18 protein-coding genes, 1 tRNA gene and 1 other RNA gene are annotated in these 18,604 nt (G+C 71.1%); 11 read left to right on the forward strand and 9 right to left on the reverse strand.

All coding sequences use genetic code 11. The features are described from left to right. Positions 1-180: 180 nt before the first annotated feature. Entirely contained in the window at positions 181-1,428 is a 1,248-nt protein-coding gene (locus CSR00_RS11825; protein WP_099022600.1) for a Mur ligase family protein, read from the forward strand. Next, a complete protein-coding gene (locus CSR00_RS11830) occupies positions 1,421-2,134 on the forward strand; it encodes a type 1 glutamine amidotransferase (RefSeq protein WP_099022601.1) in 714 nt (237 codons plus the stop codon). Before CSR00_RS11825 ends, CSR00_RS11830 begins: the two co-directional genes overlap by 8 nt. A gap of 12 nt (positions 2,135-2,146) precedes the next feature. Here CSR00_RS11830 and recR read toward each other — a convergent pair whose 3' ends face one another. Together recR and CSR00_RS11840 are read right to left on the reverse strand one after the other, a co-directional pair. Beyond that, the gene (gene recR, locus CSR00_RS11835; RefSeq protein WP_099022602.1) at positions 2,147-2,758 is read right to left on the reverse strand and encodes a recombination mediator RecR; all 612 of its coding nucleotides are present in this window, start codon (positions 2,756-2,758) and stop codon (positions 2,147-2,149) included. An 11-nt stretch (positions 2,759-2,769) separates the two neighbouring features. Next, positions 2,770-3,108 (reverse strand): YbaB/EbfC family nucleoid-associated protein, encoded by a 339-nt coding sequence (locus CSR00_RS11840; protein ID WP_176562029.1) that lies wholly within the window; start codon positions 3,106-3,108, stop codon positions 2,770-2,772. Between the two features lie 160 nt (positions 3,109-3,268). Here CSR00_RS11840 and CSR00_RS11845 point away from each other — a divergent pair, with 160 nt between their 5' ends. Continuing rightward, entirely contained in the window at positions 3,269-3,985 is a 717-nt protein-coding gene (locus tag CSR00_RS11845; RefSeq protein WP_099022656.1) for an Rv3717 family N-acetylmuramoyl-L-alanine amidase, read from the forward strand. Positions 3,986-4,028: 43 nt separating this feature from the next. Here the strand turns inward: CSR00_RS11845 and CSR00_RS11850 are convergent, their stop codons facing one another. Beyond that, on the reverse strand, positions 4,029-4,946 hold the full coding sequence (locus CSR00_RS11850) for an SDR family oxidoreductase (protein WP_099022657.1): 918 nt from the start codon (positions 4,944-4,946) through the stop codon (positions 4,029-4,031). A 77-nt stretch (positions 4,947-5,023) separates the two neighbouring features. Between CSR00_RS11850 and CSR00_RS11855 the strand changes: the two genes are divergently transcribed. Continuing rightward, positions 5,024-5,590, forward strand: a complete 567-nt coding sequence (locus tag CSR00_RS11855) for a TetR family transcriptional regulator (protein WP_099022604.1) — start codon at positions 5,024-5,026, stop codon at positions 5,588-5,590. Positions 5,591-5,605: 15 nt separating this feature from the next. Here CSR00_RS11855 and CSR00_RS11860 read toward each other — a convergent pair whose 3' ends face one another. Then, positions 5,606-6,043: an SRPBCC family protein gene (locus CSR00_RS11860; RefSeq protein ID WP_099022605.1), complete on the reverse strand. Its 438-nt coding sequence runs from the start codon at positions 6,041-6,043 to the stop codon at positions 5,606-5,608. Positions 6,044-6,144: 101 nt separating this feature from the next. On the opposite strand from CSR00_RS11860, the gene CSR00_RS11865 reads away from it, so the two are divergent. After that, positions 6,145-7,524 carry an FAD-binding oxidoreductase gene (locus CSR00_RS11865; RefSeq protein ID WP_099022606.1) on the forward strand — a complete coding sequence of 460 codons (1,380 nt, stop codon included), beginning with the start codon at positions 6,145-6,147 and terminating at the stop codon, positions 7,522-7,524. Then, a complete protein-coding gene (locus tag CSR00_RS11870; RefSeq protein ID WP_099022607.1) occupies positions 7,521-8,840 on the forward strand; it encodes a class I SAM-dependent methyltransferase in 1,320 nt (439 codons plus the stop codon). Before CSR00_RS11865 ends, CSR00_RS11870 begins: the two co-directional genes overlap by 4 nt. An 11-nt stretch (positions 8,841-8,851) precedes the next feature. On the opposite strand, the gene CSR00_RS11875 is transcribed toward CSR00_RS11870, so the two are convergent. The 3 genes from CSR00_RS11875 to ffs all read right to left on the reverse strand — a co-directional run bounded on the left by CSR00_RS11875 (position 8,852) and on the right by ffs (position 12,339). After that, on the reverse strand, positions 8,852-10,852 hold the full coding sequence (locus CSR00_RS11875; protein WP_099022608.1) for a DNA polymerase III subunits gamma/tau: 2,001 nt from the start codon (positions 10,850-10,852) through the stop codon (positions 8,852-8,854). A 62-nt stretch (positions 10,853-10,914) separates the two neighbouring features. After that, positions 10,915-12,204, reverse strand: a complete 1,290-nt coding sequence (locus CSR00_RS11880; protein WP_099022609.1) for an aspartate aminotransferase type Ic — start codon at positions 12,202-12,204, stop codon at positions 10,915-10,917. A 40-nt stretch (positions 12,205-12,244) separates the two neighbouring features. Continuing rightward, an RNA gene (gene ffs / locus CSR00_RS11885) (signal recognition particle sRNA small type) lies at positions 12,245-12,339 on the reverse strand. Between the two features lie 108 nt (positions 12,340-12,447). On the opposite strand from ffs, the gene CSR00_RS11890 reads away from it, so the two are divergent. The 4 genes from CSR00_RS11890 to CSR00_RS11905 all read left to right on the forward strand — a co-directional run bounded on the left by CSR00_RS11890 (position 12,448) and on the right by CSR00_RS11905 (position 15,741). Further along, positions 12,448-12,533 (forward strand) — tRNA-Ser (locus tag CSR00_RS11890). Positions 12,534-12,601: 68 nt separating this feature from the next. Beyond that, entirely contained in the window at positions 12,602-13,429 is an 828-nt protein-coding gene (locus CSR00_RS11895; RefSeq protein WP_099022610.1) for a lipid uptake coordinator LucA, read from the forward strand. A 119-nt stretch (positions 13,430-13,548) separates the two neighbouring features. After that, complete coding sequence (locus CSR00_RS11900) at positions 13,549-14,592, forward strand: NAD(P)H-dependent amine dehydrogenase family protein (RefSeq protein ID WP_176562033.1); 1,044 nt, start codon at positions 13,549-13,551, stop codon at positions 14,590-14,592. Positions 14,593-14,658: 66 nt separating this feature from the next. Beyond that, positions 14,659-15,741, forward strand: a complete 1,083-nt coding sequence (locus CSR00_RS11905) for a S1C family serine protease (RefSeq protein WP_099022612.1) — start codon at positions 14,659-14,661, stop codon at positions 15,739-15,741. Positions 15,742-15,750: 9 nt separating this feature from the next. On the opposite strand, the gene ligD is transcribed toward CSR00_RS11905, so the two are convergent. Together ligD and CSR00_RS11915 are read right to left on the reverse strand one after the other, a co-directional pair. Beyond that, complete coding sequence (gene ligD, locus CSR00_RS11910) at positions 15,751-16,809, reverse strand: non-homologous end-joining DNA ligase (protein WP_099022613.1); 1,059 nt, start codon at positions 16,807-16,809, stop codon at positions 15,751-15,753. Between the two features lie 13 nt (positions 16,810-16,822). Next, positions 16,823-17,887: an ATP-dependent DNA ligase gene (locus CSR00_RS11915; RefSeq protein WP_176562030.1), complete on the reverse strand. Its 1,065-nt coding sequence runs from the start codon at positions 17,885-17,887 to the stop codon at positions 16,823-16,825. Between the two features lie 206 nt (positions 17,888-18,093). Here CSR00_RS11915 and CSR00_RS11920 point away from each other — a divergent pair, with 206 nt between their 5' ends. Beyond that, the gene (locus CSR00_RS11920; RefSeq protein WP_099022615.1) at positions 18,094-18,549 is read left to right on the forward strand and encodes a hypothetical protein; all 456 of its coding nucleotides are present in this window, start codon (positions 18,094-18,096) and stop codon (positions 18,547-18,549) included. The last annotated feature ends 55 nt before the right edge of the window (positions 18,550-18,604 follow it).

Here is an 18,604-nt window from a genome sequence, read left to right on the forward strand (position 1 = left end):
GTGTGATGGCAGTCTGAGACGGGGAGAGGGTGGGTACGGTGGGTATCGTCGGATGTGTATAAGCGAGAGGGCTACGCGGGCGCCCGCGCCCGCGTATCCCCGCGCGCCCGCGCCCGCGTATCCCGGGCGCCCGCCCCCGCGCCGGCGGAGCCCTCGTCGCGATCGAACTAAACTGCTGCGATGATCACCACCCGAGGTCGTCTGGCCCTGGCCGCCGGCGCCGGCGCCCGCTGGGCGTCCCGGGTCAGTGGCCGCGGCGCCGGGGCGATGATCGGCGGCCTGGTGGCCATGACGTTGGACCGGTCGATCCTGGGCCAGCTCGGCCGGGGCCGCCGCTCGGTCGTCGTGACCGGCACCAACGGAAAATCCACCACCACCCGGATGACCGCCGCCGCACTGGGCACGCTCGGCCCGGTCGCGACCAACGCCGAGGGCGCCAACATGGACGCCGGGCTCATCGCGGCGCTGGCCGCCGCGCCCGACGCGCCGCTGGCCGCCCTCGAGGTCGACGAGATGCACGTCCCGCACGTCGCCGACGCGATCTCCCCCAGCGTCATCGTGCTGCTCAACCTCTCCCGCGACCAGTTGGACCGCGTCGGAGAGATCAACCACATCGAACGGACCCTGCGCGCGGGCCTGGCCCGCCACCCCGACGCGGTGATCGTCGCCAACTGCGACGACGTGCTGATGACCTCGGCCGCCTACGACAGCCCGCACGTGGTGTGGGTGGCGGCCGGAGGCGGGTGGGCCGGCGACTCGGTGAGCTGCCCGCGCAGCGGCGAGATCATCGTGCGCGACGGCGGAACCGACCCCGCATGGTGGTCGACCGGCACCGACTTCAAACGCCCGACCCCGCACTGGTGGTTCGACGACACCACCCTCTACGGGCCCGACGGCCTGCAGTTGCCGATGACCCTGGCGCTGCCCGGCGCGGTGAACCGCGGCAACGCCGCCCAGGCCGTGGCCGCCGCGGTCGCCCTCGGGGCCGCGCCCGCCGCGGCCGTCACCGCCGTCTCCGGTGTCGACGAGGTCGCCGGCCGCTACCGCACCGTCCGGCTGGGCGAGCACAGCGTGCGGATCCTGCTGGCCAAGAACCCCGCCGGCTGGCAGGAGGCGCTCTCGATGGTCGACACCGCCGCCGGCAGCGTCGTCATCGCCGTCAACGGTCAGGTCCCCGACGGCGAGGACCTGTCGTGGCTGTGGGACGTCAATTTCGAGCACTTCCGGGATCTGCCGGCAGGCAGGGTGGTCGCCGCCGGGGAACGGGGCACCGATCTCGCCGTGCGGCTCGGATACGCCGACGTCGCGCACCGACTGGTGCACGACACCGTCGCGGCCATCGAGTCCTGCCCGCCCGGGCACGTCGAAGTGGTGGCGAACTACACCGCGTTCCTGCAGCTCAACCGGATCCTGGAGCGCCATGGCTGACGTCGTGCGGATCGGGCTGGTGCTGCCCGACGTGATGGGCACCTACGGCGACGGCGGCAATGCCGTGGTGCTGCGGCAGCGGCTGCACCTGCGCGGTATCGCCGCCGAGATCGTGGCGATCACGCTGGCCGACCCGGTCCCCGAGTCGCTGGATCTCTACACCCTCGGCGGCGCCGAGGACTACGCACAGCGGCTGGCCACCAAACACCTGCTGCGCCATCCGGGTCTGCAGCGCGCGGCCGCCCGGGGGGCACCGGTACTGGCGATCTGCGCGGCCATCCAGGTGCTGGGGCACTGGTATGAGACCTCTGCCGGGGAACGTGTGGACGGGGTGGGTCTGCTCGACGTCACCACCTCCCCCCAGGAATCCAGGAGCATCGGCGAGGTCGCGTCGACACCGCTGCCGGAGGGACTCACCGAGCCGCTGACCGGCTTCGAAAACCATCGGGGCGGCACGGTGCTGGGGTCGGCGGCCCGCCCGCTGGCCGCCGTGACCAAGGGGGCGGGCAACCGGGCCGGCGACGGCTACGACGGCGCGGTGCAGGGCAGCGTGGTGGCCACCTATCTGCACGGCCCGTGCCTGGCGCGCAACCCGCAGCTGGCCGACCATCTGCTGGCCCAGGTGGTCGGGCCGCTGGCCCCGTTGGACCTGCCCGAGGTCACGCTGCTGCGCCGCGAGCGGTTGGCCGCCCCGCGGCGGGTGTGAGGCGGGACGGGATCAGGCCAGGGCGCGCCGGCCGGCCAGGGCCCGGCCCAGGGTCAACTCGTCGGCGAACTCCAGGTCGCCGCCCATCGGCAGCCCCGAGGCGATGCGGGTGACCGTCAGCCCGGGGATGTCGCGCAGGATGCGCACCAGGTAGGTGGCCGTGGCCTCGCCCTCGGTGTTGGGGTCGGTGGCGATGATCACCTCGGCGACGTCGACGCCGTCGACGCGGTCGCCGAGGCGGTTGAGCAGCTCGCGGATACGCAGCTGCTCGGGCCCGATCCCCGACAGCGGGTCCAGGGCCCCGCCGAGCACGTGGTAGCGGCCCCGGAACTCGCGGGTTCGCTCCACGGCCTGCACGTCCTTGGGTTCCTCCACGACGCACACCAGGGTGCCGTCGCGGCGGGGGTCGCTGCAGATCCGGCAACGCTCGGCGTCGGAGACGTTGCCGCACACCGCGCAGAAGGTGACGCCGTCACGCACCCGGCCCAGCGCCGCGGTGAGCCGGTCGATGTCGGGCGGTTCCACCGACAGCAGGTGAAACGCGATGCGCTGCGCGCTCTTCGGGCCGATGCCCGGCAACTTGCCCAGTTCGTCGATCAGATCCTGGACGGGACCTTCAAACATCGCGGTGCGGCTCAGAACCCGGGCAGGCCCAGGCCCTCGCCCATGCCCCCGGCCAGCGGACCCAGCCGCGACTGGGCCAGCAGCGTCACCTGCTTGGATGCGTCGGCCAGCGCCCCCACGATGAGGTCCTGCAGGGTCTCGATGTCATCGGGGTCGACGACCTTGGGGTCGATGGACACCCCGACCACCTCACCGCTGCCCTTGACCGTCACCTGCACCAGGCCGCCGCCGGCCTGTCCGTGCACCTCGGAGTTGGCGAGCTTCTCCTGGGCCTCCATCAGCTGCTGCTGCATCTGCTGCGCCTGGGCGAGCAGTGCCGACATGTCGGGTGCGTCTCCACCGGGTTGCATGACTTGGTCCCCTTCACGTGCCGGTTGCGGCTGGGTCTCGACTTGATTTCGCATCTGCGTTTTGGCGTTCTGGCCCCTTCAAGCCTAGACGCCGCCGGGCTACGGTGGCGCCGTGCACGTACCAGCCTGCCTGCGTGTCGGCGCGCCGCTCGTCGCCGGCATGCTCGTCGCCGCCAGCATTCTCGTCTCGCCCACCGCCCAGGCAGTGCCGGGCAGCATCGCGGGCATGATCGTGTTCCTCGACCCCGGACACAACGGCGCCAACGACGCCTCGATCAGCCGCCAGGTTCCCAACGGGCGCGGCGGCACCAAGGACTGCCAGGCCAGCGGCACCGCCACCGACGACGGTTACCCCGAGCACACCTTCACCTGGGACACCACCCTGCGTATCCGGCAGGAGCTGACCAAGCTGGGGGTGCGCACCGCGATGTCGCGCGGCAACGACAACGCGCTGGGGCCCTGCATCGACGAACGCGCCGCCATGGCCAACGCGATCCGGCCCAACGCCATCGTCTCCATCCACGGTGACGGCGGGCCCGCCTCGGGCCGCGGGTTCCACATCCTGTACTCCAACCCGCCGCTGAACAACGCCCAGGCCGGGCCGGCGATCCGGCTGGCCCAGTCGATGCGCGACCAGCTGGTGGCCTCCGGAATCCCGGCGGCCAACTACATCGGGTCCAACGGCCTGGACCCGCGCTCGGACATCGCGGGACTGAATCTGGCGCAGTACCCGGCGATCCTGGTGGAGCTGGGCAACATGAAGAACCCCGCCGACTCGGCGCTGATGAAGACCGAGTCGGGGCGCCAGAAGTACGCCAACGCCGTGGTGCGGGGGGTGGCCGCCTACCTGGCCACCCAGCAGTCCGGCGCGGCGTGACCGGCCCGGGCCACGGCGCCCGGGGTGATCGGCACGTCGACGGTCATCGGGGTCCGCCCCGGGCGGCCGTCGCGGCGAAGTAGTGCCGGTCGAGATCGTCGAGCAGCCCGATCTCGGTTGGCTCCCATCCGAATTCGCGCCGGGTTGCGGCACTGGAGGCGGCCAGGTCGGTGCCGAAGAAGCCGCCCAGCCAGCCGAAGTGCTCGGCGACCGACTCGGGCGCGACAGCCGCCGCGGGCAGGCCCAGCCGCCGGGCGATGACCTCGGCGATATCGCGCACCGGGATGCCCTGCTCGCCGACGGCGTGCAACACCGTTCCGGCCGGCGCGGACTCCACGGCGAGCCGGTACAGCCGTGCGGCGTCATACCGGTGCACCGCCGACCAACGGTTGGCCCCCTGCCCGGGATAGCCGGACACCCCGCGCCGGCGGGCGATGTCGATCAGCCGCGGCACGAAGCCGTGGTCGTGCTCGCCGTGCACCGTCGGCGGCAGCCGCAGCACGCTGGCGCGCACCCCGCGCTCGGCGAACGGCAGGCAGGCCTGCTCGGAGACCCGGGGCAGGCCGCCGGGGGCCCGCCGGTCCTCGGTGAGCACCTCACCGGGGGCATGGCCGGCGATGCCGCTGGTCACCACGAGGGGCCGGCCGCTACCGGCCAGCGTCTCGCCGAGCGCCTCGATCGCGCGCCGGTCCAGCTCACCGGCCTCGGCGAACACCTCGGCGAAGTTGTCGAAGTCGTGGTGGAAGGCCAGGTGGATGACGGCGTCGGCGGCCTCGGCGCCCCGGCGCAGGCTGTCGAGGTCGGTGAGGTCGCCGCGGTGGGCATCGGCCCCGGCCGCGGTGACGGCGGCCGCCGAGGCGTCCGAGCGGGCCAGGCCCGACACCCGGTGACCGGCCCGGATCAGCTCGGTGACCACGGCGGATCCGACGAACCCGGATGCACCCGTGACGAAGACGTGCATGGAGGACTCCTTCATGTCAGTTACTGTCGTCACTCGCAACGCGATGTCAGCCGCTGTCATTCCCATAGGATCGGCACATGGCCCGATGGCAGCCCAACGCACGCCTGCGGTTGGAGGAGGCCGCACTGCAGCTCTACGCCGAACGGGGGTTCGACCACACCACCGTGGCCGAGATCGCCGAACGCGCCGGCCTCACCGAGCGCACGTTCTTCCGGCACTTCGCCGACAAGCGCGAGGTGCTGTTCTGGGGTCAGTCCACGTTGATGCAGGAGATCGTCGACGGCATCGCCGCGGCGCCGGGGTCCATGACCCCCATCGACGCGGTCGCCGCGGCGTTGAAGCGGGGCGGCGCCGTCTTCGACACCCGCCGGGAACGCGCCCGGCAACGCCGGGCCGTCATCGCGGCCAACCCGGCTCTGCACGAACGCGAGCTGAGCAAGCTGGCGACGCTGGCCGACGCCATCACCGAGGCGCTGAGCGCGCGGGGCGTCGCCGCGACGACGGCGCGGCTGACCGCGGAGACCGGTGTGGCGATGTTCAAGGTCGCCTTCGAGCGCTGGGTCGCCGACCCGGCGGACCCCGACTTCGGCGCCGTCGTCGACGCGTCGCTGCGGGAGCTGAAGTCACTGACCGGCCCGCCCTGAGGACGGGCCGCGGGTTCAGCCCTCCAGCTGCTTCTTGAGGTTCTCCAGGACCTCGCCCTGGATCTTCTTCAGCCCCAGCGGCGCGAATGTCTTCTCGAAGAAGCCCTTGACCCCGCCGGCGCCGGTCCAGGTGGTCTTGAGGGTCACGGTCGACCCGGTGCCGGCCGGCGCGACGGTCCAGTTGATCACCATCGAGGAGTTGGCGTCCTTCTCGATGACGGTGCGGCCCGCCACATCGACGTGGGCCTGGACCTCCCGCACCCGGGACTTGGTGGCCTGCAGCCGCCACTTGGCCACCGTTCCGGCGCCCTGCCCGCCCTGCAGCACCTGGTAGTCGCTGTACTGCGGGGACAGGATCTTGGGCCGCACGTTCTGGTAGTCGGCGACCGCGGTGAGCACGGCGTCCGGCGTCGCGTTGATCAGGACCGTACTGGCAGCGCTGACCTGTCCCATCAGGTGAAACTCCTCGTGTCGCGGAAGGTCGGTTCGGACCTCGAAACGGATACGGCAGCAGTGCGGTCGCATCGGCTGCGGCTGCGGACTAGCGTATATGTGTGTCTGTTGTGGCAACCGACGCGCTGTCTGCCCATGCGGCTGGTGTCGAGAAACTCCTCACCAGCTACCGCGCCATACCGTCGTCGTCGACCGTGCGCCTGGCCAAGCCCACCTCGAACCTGTTCCGGGCGCGGGCCAAGCGCGACGCCCCCGGCCTGGACACCTCGGGACTGACCGGGGTCATCGCCGTGGACCCCGACGCCCGCACCGCCGACGTGGAAGGCATGTGCACCTACGAGGACCTGGTCGACGCCACCCTGCCGTACTGTCTGGCCCCGCTGGTCGTCCCCCAGCTGAAGACCATCACCCTCGGCGGCGCGGTCACCGGACTCGGTATCGAGTCCACCTCGTTCCGCAACGGGCTTCCGCACGAATCCGTGCTGGAGATGGACATTCTGACCGGGGCGGGCGAACTGGTCACCGCCTCCCCGGACCGGCACGCCGACCTGTTCCGCGCGTTCCCCAACTCCTACGGGACGCTGGGCTACTCGGTGCGGCTGAAGATCGAACTCGAGCCGGTCCGGCCGTTCGTCGCGCTCAACCACCTGCGCTTCGGTTCGCTGTCCGAGCTCATGGCCACCATGGACCGGATCATCGAGACCGGCGGCTACAACGGGGTGCGGGTCGACTACCTGGACGGGGTGGTGTTCAGCGCCGAGGAGTCCTACCTGTGCCTGGGCATGCAGACCGGCACCCCGGGACCGGTCAGCGACTACACCGGCCGTGACATCTACTACCGGTCGATTCAGCACGCCGAGGGCGAGAAGCACGACCGGCTGACCATCCACGACTACCTGTGGCGCTGGGACACCGACTGGTTCTGGTGCTCCCGCGCGTTCGGCGCGCAGAATCCCGCGATCCGACGGTGGTGGCCGCGGCGGTACCGCCGCAGCAGCTTCTACTGGAAGCTGATCGGCTACGACCAGCGCTTCAACATCGCCGACCGGATCGAGAAGCGCAACGGCCGGCCGCCGCGCGAACGCGTGGTGCAGGACGTCGAGGTGCCGCTGGAGCGTTGCGCGGAATTCCTCGACTGGTTCCTGACCAGCGTGCCGATCGAACCGCTCTGGCTGTGCCCGTTGCAGCTGCGCGGTGGCGACAGCTGGCCGCTGTATCCGTTGCGTCCCGGCCGTCCCTACGTCAACGTCGGTTTCTGGTCCTCGGTGCCCGAAGGCCCGACACCCGGGTATACCAACCGGATGATCGAAGACAAGATCACCGAGCTCGACGGCCACAAATCGCTGTATTCGGATGCGTTCTACGGCCGCGAGGAGTTCGATCAGCTCTACGGCGGCGAAACCTACAAAGCGGTCAAGAAGGCCTACGACCCCGACTCCCGGTTGCTGGATCTCTACGCCAAGGCGGTGCAACGACGATGACCACGTTCAAACAGAACACCGACGATCCCCGCGCCGGGGGCCGGCTCAGCCTGGCCGAGATCCTGGAGATCTTCGCCTCCGGCGACAGTCTGCCCCTGCGGTTCACCGCCTACGACGGCAGTGCCGCCGGGCCCGAGGACGCGACGCTGGGGCTGGATCTGCTGACCCCGCGGGGTACCACCTATCTGGCCACCGCCCCGGGTGATCTCGGGTTGGCGCGCGCCTACGTCTCCGGGGACCTCGAGCCCCACGGCGTGCACCCCGGCGATCCCTATGAGCTGCTCAAGGCGCTGGCGCACCAGCTGGACTTCAAGCTGCCCAAGCCCAGGGTGCTGGCCCAGATCGTGCGCTCCATCGGGATCGAGCACCTCAAGCCGATCGCACCGCCGCCGCAGGAGGCGTTGCCGCGCTGGCGCCGTATCGCCGAGGGCGTGCGGCACAGCAAGACCCGCGACGCCGAGGCCATCCACCACCACTACGACGTCTCGAACACCTTCTACGAATGGGTGCTGGGCCCGTCGATGACCTACACCTGCGCGTGTTACCCCGGCGCCGAGGCGACGCTGGAGGAAGCCCAGGACAACAAGTACCGGCTGGTCTTCGAGAAGCTGCGGCTCAAGGAGGGCGACCGGCTGCTCGACGTGGGCTGCGGCTGGGGCGGGATGGTCCGCTACGCGGCACGCCACGGGGTGCGGGCCGTGGGTGTGACGCTATCGGCCGAGCAGGCGGACTGGGCGCAGAAGGCGATCGCCGAGCAGGGTCTGTCGGAGCTGGCCGAGGTGCGCCACGGCGACTACCGCGACGTGGCCGAGTCCGGGTTCGACGCGGTGTCCTCGATCGGGCTGACCGAGCACATCGGCGTCGCGAACTATCCGGCGTATTTCCGTTTCCTGCAGTCCAAGCTGCGTACCGGGGGGCTGTTGCTCAACCACTGCATCACCCGGCACGACAACCGCACGGGTGCGGCCGCGGGAGGTTTCATCGACCGCTACGTCTTCCCCGACGGCGAGCTGACCGGGTCCGGGCGCATCATCGCCGAGGCCCAGAACGTCGGGCTGGAGGTCGTCCACGAGGAGAACCTGCGCCACCACTACGCACTGACCCTGCGGGACTGGTGCCGCAATCTCGTGGAGCACTGGGACGAGGCCGTCGCCGAGGTCGGGCTGCCCACCGCGAAGGTGTGGGGCCTGTACATGGCCGGGTCCCGGCTGGGCTTCGAGACCAACGTCGTGCAGCTGCACCAGGTGTTGGCCGTCAAGCTCGACGACCGCGGCGGCGACGGCGGGCTGCCGTTGCGGCCCTGGTGGCAGGCCTGAGGGCGCCCCGGCTAGCCCTCGATCCTGCGGGCGCCCAGCTCGTTCTGCAGTAGTTCCAGGGCGACCTCCTCGGGGTCGCGCCGCGGCCCGGTCCCCCCGGTGTTCTCGGCCGCCTCGGCGAGCATGCTCTCCTCCTCGGCGCGCTCGTCGGGCGCGGCCGGCGGCGGAGGCGGGGGCGGGGCCGCTCGCTTGTCGGTGGCCGGCGACGGCGGGCTTTCCGGCGGCGGCGCTGCTGGGCCCCCGGGCTCGCAGCGCACCGTCCAGGCCACCCCGAGCGCATCCTGCAGCGCCTCCCGGATCACGTCGGCGTTGCGTTGCTCGTTCAGCCGCTTGGCCAGGGGCACCGATTCGTGGCTCAGCACCAGAGTGTGGCCGTCGACGGCGCGCACCGTGGCGCCGGCGAGCATCACCTCGGTGGTGCGGCTGCGCTGACGCACCTTCTCCCGCACCGTGCTCCACATGCTGCGCACCGCGGCGGCATCGGGCTCTCCGCCGGGCTGGGGTCGCGGCTGGGCGGCCGCCGGCGGTGGCGGCTGGGCGGCCGCCGGCGGTGGAGTCGGCGGAGCGACCGGCGGGCCGGTTTCGGGTGGGGCCGGCCGCGCCGGCGGGGCGGCAGCCGCAGGCGGCGGCGACGGCCGGGTCGGGGCGCGCGGAGCCGGCTCCGGCGGTGCGGGCTCCGACGGCGTGGGGACGGGCTCCGGTGGCGTGGGCGCCGCGGCGGGAGACTCGGCCGCGCCCGGCGCGGCGGGAGACTCGGCCGCGCCCGGCGCGGCGGGAGACTCGGCCTGCTGCGTCTTGCGCACGTACTGTTTGGCCGGCCGTGGCCCCGCCTCGGCGGCCTCACCGGCCGGGATCGACATGTCCAGCCGGGTCTCGATGCGTTCCACCCGGTGCAGCAGGGCGGCCTCGGTGTCGCTGGCCGACGGCAGCAGCAGCCGGGCGCAGACCACCTCCAGCAACAACCGCGGCGCGGTCGCCCCCCGCATCTCACCGAGCCCGGCATGGACCACCTCGGCATAGCGGGTCAGGGTGGCCATGCCGATGCGGCTGGCCTGGTCGCGCATCTTGTCCAGCTCGTCGACGGGAGCGTCGACGACACCGCGGGTCGCCGCATCCGGAACCGCCTGCAGCACAATGAGATCGCGGAAGCGCTCCAGCAGGTCCGAGGCGAACCGGCGCGGGTCGTGGCCGGCGTCGATGACCGATTCCACGGCGCCGAACAGTGCGGCGGCGTCATCGGCGGCCAGCGCCTCGACCGCGTCGTCGATCAGCGCCAGGTCGGTGGCACCCAGCAGGGCCAGGGCCCGCTGGTAGCCGACGTGGTTACCCTCGGCGCCGGCGAGCAACTGGTCGAGCACCGACAGGGTGTCACGCGGGGAGCCCGCCCCGGCGCGGATCACCAGCGGATAGACCGCGTCGTCGACGCGGACATCCTCGGCGTCGATGATCTTCTCGACCAGCGCGCGCATGGTGCGCGGCGGCAACAGCCGGAACGGGTAGTGGTGGGTGCGCGAGCGGATGGTCGGCAGCACCTTCTCCGGCTCGGTGGTAGCGAAGACGAAGATCAGGTGTTCCGGCGGCTCCTCGACGATCTTGAGCAGCGCGTTGAAACCCGCGGTGGTGACCATGTGTGCTTCGTCGATGATGAAGATGCGGTAGCGCGACTGCGCGGGCGCGTAGAACGCGCGGTCCCGCAGTTCCCGGGTGTCGTCGACGCCGCCGTGACTGGCGGCGTCGAGTTCGACGACATCGACGTTGCCCGGCCCGTTGGGGGCAAGCGCGACACAGGAGTCACATACGCCGCACGGCGTCGGGGTGGGCCCCTGCTCGCAGTTCAGCGAGCGGGCCAGGATGCGCGCCGACGACGTCTTGCCGCACCCGCGCGGGCCCGAGAACAGGTAGGCGTGGTTGATCCGGCCGGCGGCCAGAGCCGTGGACAGCGGAGCGGTGACGTGCTCCTGACCCACCACTTCGGCGAACGTCGCCGGCCGGTACTTGCGGTAGAGAGCCACGCAAGCAGGCTACCGAGGACCGGTGACGACGCCGACCCGGAGGGCCGCTCGGGCGGGCACGGCTACGCCGACCCGCCCAGCAGCGACTCGGTGGCCGCGAGCAACGTGCAGGTCGCCAGTCCGTCGATGGCGTCGCCCAGATCCGACAGCGACGGGAACGTCGGAGCGATCCGAATGTTCTTGTCCTCGGGGTCTTTCCGGTAGGGGAACGACGCCCCCGCCTCGGTGACCGCGATCCCGGCGTCCTTGGCCAGCGCCACGGTGCGCCTGGCGGTGCCCGGCAGCACGTCGAGGCTGACGAAGTAGCCCCCCTTGGGGTCGGTCCACGAGGCGACCTTGGAATCACCCAGGCGATCCTCGAGAATCTCGGCGACCAGGGCGAACTTCGGCGCCAGCAGTTGCTGATGGCGTTGCATGTGCAGCCGCACCCCGTCGGCGTCGCCGAAGAAGCGCAGGTGCCGCAGCTGATTGACCTTGTCGGGGCCGATCGACTTCTTTGCCGCGTACTGCAGGTACCAGGCGATGTTGCCCAGGGAACCGCCGAAGAAGCTGACGCCGGCCCCGGCAAAGGTGATCTTCGAGGTCGAGGCGAACACGTAGGGGCGGTTCGGGTTGCCCGCGGTGGCGGCCAGACCGAGCACGTCGACCTGCCGGATGAAATCGTGGGTCAGCGTGTGCACCGCGTAGGCGTTGTCCCAGAACAATCGGAAATCGTTTGCCGCCGTTTTCATCTGAACCAGCCGACAGACGTTCTCGAAGGAGTACGTCGCCCCGGTCGGGTTCGCGTAGACGGGCACGCACCACATTCCCTTGATGGCCGGGTCCGCGGCCACCAGCTCCTCGATCATCCCGACGTCGGGGCCGTCCTCGGCCATCGGCACGGTGATCATCTCGATGCCCAGGGTCTCGGTGATGGCGAAGTGGCGGTCGTACCCCGGGGCCGGGCACAGGAACTTCACCACCGGCTCGGCGGCCCAGGGCCGCGGCGAGTCGACGCCGCCGTGCAGCATCGAAAAGACCACGGTGTCGTGCATCAGCTCCAGGCTGGCGTTGTTGCCGGCGATCAGGTTCTGCACGGGGATGCCCAGCAGCTCACCGAAGATCTCCCGCAGCTCGGGCAGACCGTGCAGGCCGCCGTAATTACGGGTGTCGGTGCCCTCGCCGTCCCGGTAGGAGCCCTCGGCGGTGCCGGGGAGCCCGAGCAGCGCGTTGGACAGATCCAGCTGCTCCGGGGAGGGTTTACCGCGGGTCAGGTCCAGCTTGAGCCGCTTGGCCTGCAGCTCTGCGTAGTTGCGAACCTGCCGCTCGTGTTCGGCCGCGAGCTCTTCACGGCCAAGGGAGGAAAACGACACCTTGGGGGCCTTTCGCCGGCGAAGCCGCGGAACCGGAAAATCAAGGGGACCCCGCGCACCCGCCAGAGCCCGTTGACCCTTGCTGCCTTCCGGCCCTGGGGGAGTTCACAGGATAGACGCCGCACGGGGTCCACGGCGAGTCTAATACTTCGGGCCGCCGGGGCCGAACGGCCCCCGGGTCGCCCCGCCGGTTCCGGGGAAGCGATTCTGGCATCCGATGCTCCTCGGGTTACCATGGCCGGCGGAGGATTCGCCTAGTGGCCTATGGCGCTCGCCTGGAACGCGGGTTGGGTTAACAGCCCTCGCGGGTTCAAATCCCGCATCCTCCGCACTGGGCCCGGGGTGCCGCCGCTCGCCTGCGGCGGCACCCCGGCCACGTCAGAACCCAAGGAGGGGTATGCGGCGCTGGATCGCGGTGCTCTGGCACTTGTCGTCCCTGCTCCTGGCGGCCGCCCTCTACTTCCTCTTCGTGCTCCCGCGTTGGTGGGAGCTCACCGGTGACATCTCCCACACGCTGGGGACCGCGATGCGCATCGCCTGCGGCGTCCTGGTGGGTCTGACCGCGCTGCCGGTGGTGTTCACCCTGCTCAAGAGCCGCCGGCCGGAGTTCGGCACGCCGCGGCTGGCGCTCTCGCTGCGGGTCTGGTCGATCGTGGCCCATGTGCTGGCCGGGCTGCTGATCCTGGGCACGGCGATCGCCGAGATCTGGGTGAGCCTCGATGACGCCGGCCAGATCCTGTTCGCCTGCTACGGCGCGGCCGCCGCGATCGCCGTGCTGGGCGCGCTGGCGTTCTACCTGGCCTACGTCGCGGAGATGCCGCCACCCCCGCCGAAGCCGCTCAAACCGAAGACGGAGAAGAAGCGGGGGCGCAAGCGCGACGCCGAGCACGCCGCCGAAGAAGACGCCCACGAGGCCACCAAAGAAGACACCGAAGACACCACAGAAGACACCGAGCCCGCAGAGCCAGCAGCGGGTGAACCCGTCGCCGGCGCGGACGCCTCCGCCGGGGACGAGGCCGACGGCCAGGACCAGGACGGACTCGAGGACGGTGCCCCCGGCCCCGACGACACCGACGAGCCCAAAGACACCGACGAGCCCGAAGACGCCGACGAGCCCGCCGAACCCGAGGGCGCCGAATCCGCATCGGGCCGGCGGCTGCGCAACCGACGCCCCCGCGGCAAGGGCCGGGGCGCCCCCGGCGGCGTCGCTGTCTCCGAGGACTGAGAACACCGACGCCGACTCGTCCGGGCCCCGCGACCGGCGCCCACCCGATGTGGAATTCCGGCCCGCGGACCCTTGCCCCACCCTATGCTGAGCGAGTGCTCAACAAGGCTCCCTATCGCGTGGTCCAGTGGACCACCGGAAACGTCGGCAAGAGTTCTGTAGCGGCCGTCGCCGCCAACCCCACCCTCGACCTCGTGGGTTGTTACTGCTGGTCCAAGGACAAGGTCGGCCGCGACGCCGGTGAACTGGCGGGCATCGACCCGGTGGGCGTGGCCGCGACCGACGACATCGACGCCCTGCTGGCGCTCAAGCCCGACGTCGTGGTCTACAACCCGATGTGGATCGACGTCGACGAACTGGTCCGCATCCTGTCGGCGGGCATCAACGTGGTGGCCACCGCGTCGTTCATCACCGGGCACAACCAGGGTGAGGGCCGCGAACGCATCGCCCAGGCCTGCGCGCAGGGCGGGGCGACGATGTTCGGCTCGGGCATCAGTCCCGGCTACGTCAACCAGCTGTCGGTGGTGGCCGCCGGCATCTGCGACCGCGTCGACAAGATCACCGTCAACGAGGCCGCCGACACCACCTTCTACGACTCCCCGGCCACCGAGAAACCGGTCGGCTTCGGTCAGCCGATCGGCAATCCCGACCTGCCGGCGATGACCGCCCAGGGCACCGGGGTGTTCGGCGAGGCCGTCCGCATGGTGGCCGACGCGCTCGGCATCGAACTCGACGAGGTCCGCTGCGACGCCGAGTACGCCCAGACCACCGAGGATCTGGATCTGGGCTCCTGGACCATTCCGGCGGGCTGCGTGGCCGGGGTCTACGCCAGCTGGAAGGGCATCTCCGGCGGCCAGACCCGCGTCGAGATCAACGTGCGCTGGCGCAAGGGACAGACCCTGGACCCGGACTGGCAGATCGACCAGGACGGCTGGGTCATCGAGGTCGCTGGGCGCCCCACGGTGACCATGAAGGTCGGCTTCCTGCCGCCGCCGGACTTCGAGGCCACCACGCTGGAGGAATTCATGGTGCTCGGGCACATCATGACCGCAACGCCGGTGCTCAATGCCATTCCGGCCGTCGTCGCCGCGCCCCCGGGCATCGTGACCTACAACGACCTTCCGCTGATCCTGCCGCGCGGGGTGGTACCGGCCGGCGGCTAGCACACGAGATTGCCAGGCAGAATGGGAGAAGGTAACGATCCGATCCCGACCGCCGAGAGGCAAGTAATGGCCGTCCAACCACATCGACCCGCCCGGCGCGGGGTGTCGAGCCTGCTCGGCGCTCTCCTGCTGACGTTGGCGGCCCTGGTGGCGGCACCCGGGATCGGGCATGCGGCCCCGCCGCGCCCGGCGCCGGGCGCGCCGCTGGACACCGCCGCGGTGGTCGGGGCCGTCGAGCCGGGACTGGTGCAGATCACCACCCTGGTGGACTTCCAGGGCGTGATCGGCAACGGCGCGGGCATCGTGCTGACCCCCGACGGGCAGGTGCTGACCAACCACCACGTGGTCCAGGGGGCCAACTCGATCCGGGTGAGCAACCCCACCACCGGGCAGCGCTTCGACGCCGACGTCCTCGGCTTCGACCGCGACGACGACATCGCGCTGCTGCAGCTGCGCGGCGCCTTCGGGCTGCCGGTGGCCCCGTTGGGCGACTCGAACACCGTCGCGGTGGGTGAACCGGTCGTCACCATCGGCAACGCCAACGGCACCGGCAACCCGTTCACCCACGAACAGGGCGAGGTCACCGGGCTCAACCGGCAGATCGACGCCGAGGACGAGATGACCGGGGCCTCGCACTCCCTGGGCGGGCTGATCCAGTCCTCGACCAACCTGCGTTCCGGCGATTCCGGGGGCGCGCTGGTCAACGGCGCCGGCCAGGTGATCGGCATGAACGCCGCGGCCACCTACAACTTCCGCATGGACGGGGCCTCGTCCCCCGGCGGCGAGGGCTTCGCGATCCCGATCAACGAGGCGATCGGCATCGCCAACCAGATCCGCTCCGGACTGGCCACCCCGGAGGTGCACATCGGGCCGTCGGCGATGCTGGGCATCGGCATCGACGCCGACAACAAGCCCCGCGACGGGCTGCCGATCCGCTCGATCCTGCGCGGCGGCCCCGCCGAACAGGCCGGCATGCGCCCCGGGGACATCCTCACCGTGATCGACGGCACCCCGGTCAACACCGCCAACACCCTGACCGCCCTGATGGACCAGCGCTACCCGGGCAACATCATCGACGTGACGTGGGTGAACCCGGCCGGCCAGATCTTCAACGCGAAGATCACCCTGGTGCCCGGACCGGTGGGCTGAACGGGCCGCTCAGTCCCCCACCGGGTTGCCGTGCTCATCCCAGTGCGCGGCCACCTTCTTGCTGGGCTGCACCCGCGGCGGTTCGCCGGGCATCTTCGGATAATTCGGCGGGTAGGGCAGATCGCCCAGCCCGCGTTCCTCGTCGGCGGCCACCATGTCCAGCAGTGGCTGCAGCGACTGCGCGTTCGCGTCGATGTCGGCCCACGGGTCCTCACGCGCGGCGAGGATGCCGGGCACCGTGAGCATGGTGAAGTCGTCGGGGTCGGCGCCGCCGAGCTCGTCCCACGCCAGCGGCATCGACACCGTGGCGATCGCGGTGCGCCGCACCGAATACGGCGAGGCCATGGTGCGGTCGCGGGCGTTCTGGTTGAAGTCGACGAAGATGCGCCGGCCGCGCTCCTCCTTCCACCACGACGTCGTCACCTGCTCGGGTGCCCGCCGTTCCAGCTCGCGGGCCAGCGCGATCCCGGCCCGGCGCACCGCGATGAAGTCCCAGTCGGTGCCGATCCGCAGGTACACGTGAATTCCGCGCCCGCCGGAGGTCTTCGGGTAGGCGACCAGCCCCAGCTCGTCGAGCAGCGGTTTGAGCACGTCGAGGGCCACCGTGCGGGCCTCGGCGAATCCGGTGCCCGGCTGCGGGTCCAGGTCGATGCGCAGCTCGTCGGGATGCTCGGTGTCCGGGCAGCGCACCGGCCACGGATGCAGCGTCACCGTGCCCATCTGGGCCGCCCACACGATCGCCGACGGATGGGTGACCTTCAGCGCGTCGGCGGTGCGCCCGGAGGGGAAGGTGACCACGCAGGTCTGCAGGTAGTCGGGGTGTTTGGCGGGCACCCGTTTCTGGTAGACCTCCTCGCCGTCGATGCCGTCGGGGAAGCGCTGAAGATGGGTGGGCCGGTCGCGCAGCGCGGTCAGCATCGGCCCGTCGGCGACGGTGCGGTAGTAGTCGATGAGCCGGCCCTTGGTGCCCCGCTCACCCAGCCGGGGGAAGAACGGCTTGTCCGGGTTGGTGATCCGCACCGACACCCCGGCCACGTCGAGGTACTGCGCTGTGGGCTTGCCGGCCATCAGGCTCCCGTCCTCATGCTTCCAGCACGTCGTAGAGGTCGTAGTGCACCGGCACCTCCAGCTGGTCGAAGGTGCAGCTGGCGGGGTCGCGGTCGGGGCGCCAGCGCACGAACCGCACGGTGTGCCGGAACCGCTGCCAGCCGGCGTCGACCCCCTCCATCTGGTCGTAGGCCACCTCGGCGACCTTCTCCGGCCGGATCGGGATCCATCGTTTGTCGGCCGCGGAGTTCCAGCGGCTGGGTTCGCCGTCGTTGACCACGTCGTCGCCCTTGCGCAGCGGCTCCAGTTCGGTGAGCAGCTGGGCACGGGCCTTGGCGGTGAAGGACGCCGCGCCCCCGACCATCTGCAGCTCCCCGTCGTCGCGGTAGAGCCCCAGCAGGATCGAGCCCACGCCCTGCCCGCTCTTGTGGATGCGGTACCCGATGGCCACGCAGTCGGCGTCACGGGCGTGCTTGACCTTGATCATCTCCCGCTTGCCGGGGCGGTACGCGTCGTCGAGGCGCTTGGCGATCACACCGTCCAGGCCGGCGCCCTCGAACGTCGTCAACCAGTGCGCACCGAGCTGCGGATCCTCGGTGGTGCGGGTGACATGGCACCACCGGCCCGGCCCGACCAGCTCGACGAGCTCCGCGCGGCGCTGCCGGAATGGGTGCTCCAGCAGGGAGGTCTCGCCCGCGGCCAGGGCGTCGAAGCCGATGAAGTGGGCCGGGGTCTGCTCGGCGAGCATCCGTACCCGGCTGGCCGCGGGGTGGATGCGCTGCGACAGCGAATCCCAGTCCAGACGCACCCGGCCGCCGATCTCGCGGGGCACCACCACCTCGCCGTCGAGCACACAGCGCGGAGCCAGCTCGTCGCGCAGCGCCTCGACCAACTCCGGGAAGTAGCGCCCCAGGTCCTTGCCGTTGCGTGACTGCACGCGCACCTCGTCGCGGTCGCGGAACACCAGCGCCCGGAAGCCGTCCCACTTCGGTTCGTACGACCACACCCCGGGATCGTCGGGAACCCGGGCCGCCGCCTTGGCCAGCATCGGGTCCACGGGCGGGGTCACCGGTAGGTCCACGTGTCCATCCTGATTCATCACAACGCCGATGCACCACCACTTCGGTGGCTGCGTGTCGATAGACCCGGCCGGGGCCGAAAACTCATCGCCGTTCGCCACACGGCCCACAAACGTCGCACTGGCCACCATGGATCGTGCACCCGGCGTTCGACGGCGAACGCATCGGACCACACGATGGGAGAACACCGATGACATCAGCAACCACATCAGTCATGACATCAGCCATGACGCGCCACAAGACCGTGATACGAAGGGCGGCAGCGGCTCTGGCCGGCACGGCGGCCATCCTGGCGATGCCCGTCGCCGTCGCGGGCGCCGATCCGGGTATCGGCTGGGGTGCCCCCGGCCCCGGCATCCTGCCCGGCCCCGGGCTCGGCGGTGTCGGTGGGCCCGCCTCCGGACTCGGTGTGCTGCCCGGCGCCGGTCTGGGTCTGCCCGGCGTCGGGGTGGGCGGTGTGGGCGGCCCCGCATCGGGAATCGGCGTGCTGCCCGGCCCCGGCGCGGGCCTGCCCGGCGTCGGCCTGGGCGGCGTGGGTGGCCCGGCATCGGGAATCGGCGTCCTGCCCGGCCCCGGCGCGGGCCTGCCCGGCGTCGGCCTGGGCGGCGTGGGCGGACCCGCCTCCGGACTGGGCGTGCTGCCCGGCGCCGGCATCGGCCTGCCCGGCCCCGGACTCGTCTAGCGATCACCCCACGGACCGGGGGTGCCGCGCCATCGTCGGGGCGCGGCACCCCCAC

Origin of the sequence: Mycolicibacterium palauense (assembly GCF_002592005.1) — a bacterium.
GTDB classification, from domain to species: Bacteria; Actinomycetota; Actinomycetes; order Mycobacteriales; family Mycobacteriaceae; genus Mycobacterium; species Mycobacterium palauense.

What these genes read in the sequence shown, in the direction of transcription:
- CSR00_RS11825 (WP_099022600.1), top strand. Translation starts at nt 181, where the DNA reads ATGATCACCACCCGAGGTCGTCTGGCCCTGGCCGCCGGCGCCGGCGCC.
- CSR00_RS11830 (WP_099022601.1), top strand. Translation starts at nt 1,421, where the DNA reads ATGGCTGACGTCGTGCGGATCGGGCTGGTGCTGCCCGACGTGATGGGC.
- recR (WP_099022602.1), bottom strand. Translation starts at nt 2,758, where the DNA reads ATGTTTGAAGGTCCCGTCCAGGATCTGATCGACGAACTGGGCAAGTTG.
- CSR00_RS11840 (WP_176562029.1), bottom strand. Translation starts at nt 3,108, where the DNA reads ATGCAACCCGGTGGAGACGCACCCGACATGTCGGCACTGCTCGCCCAG.
- CSR00_RS11845 (WP_099022656.1), top strand. Translation starts at nt 3,269, where the DNA reads ATGCTCGTCGCCGCCAGCATTCTCGTCTCGCCCACCGCCCAGGCAGTG.
- CSR00_RS11850 (WP_099022657.1), bottom strand. Translation starts at nt 4,946, where the DNA reads ATGCACGTCTTCGTCACGGGTGCATCCGGGTTCGTCGGATCCGCCGTG.
- CSR00_RS11855 (WP_099022604.1), top strand. Translation starts at nt 5,024, where the DNA reads ATGGCCCGATGGCAGCCCAACGCACGCCTGCGGTTGGAGGAGGCCGCA.
- CSR00_RS11860 (WP_099022605.1), bottom strand. Translation starts at nt 6,043, where the DNA reads ATGGGACAGGTCAGCGCTGCCAGTACGGTCCTGATCAACGCGACGCCG.
- CSR00_RS11870 (WP_099022607.1), top strand. Translation starts at nt 7,521, where the DNA reads ATGACCACGTTCAAACAGAACACCGACGATCCCCGCGCCGGGGGCCGG.
- CSR00_RS11895 (WP_099022610.1), top strand. Translation starts at nt 12,602, where the DNA reads ATGCGGCGCTGGATCGCGGTGCTCTGGCACTTGTCGTCCCTGCTCCTG.
- CSR00_RS11905 (WP_099022612.1), top strand. Translation starts at nt 14,659, where the DNA reads ATGGCCGTCCAACCACATCGACCCGCCCGGCGCGGGGTGTCGAGCCTG.
- ligD (WP_099022613.1), bottom strand. Translation starts at nt 16,809, where the DNA reads ATGGCCGGCAAGCCCACAGCGCAGTACCTCGACGTGGCCGGGGTGTCG.
- CSR00_RS11915 (WP_176562030.1), bottom strand. Translation starts at nt 17,887, where the DNA reads ATGAATCAGGATGGACACGTGGACCTACCGGTGACCCCGCCCGTGGAC.
- CSR00_RS11920 (WP_099022615.1), top strand. Translation starts at nt 18,094, where the DNA reads ATGACGCGCCACAAGACCGTGATACGAAGGGCGGCAGCGGCTCTGGCC.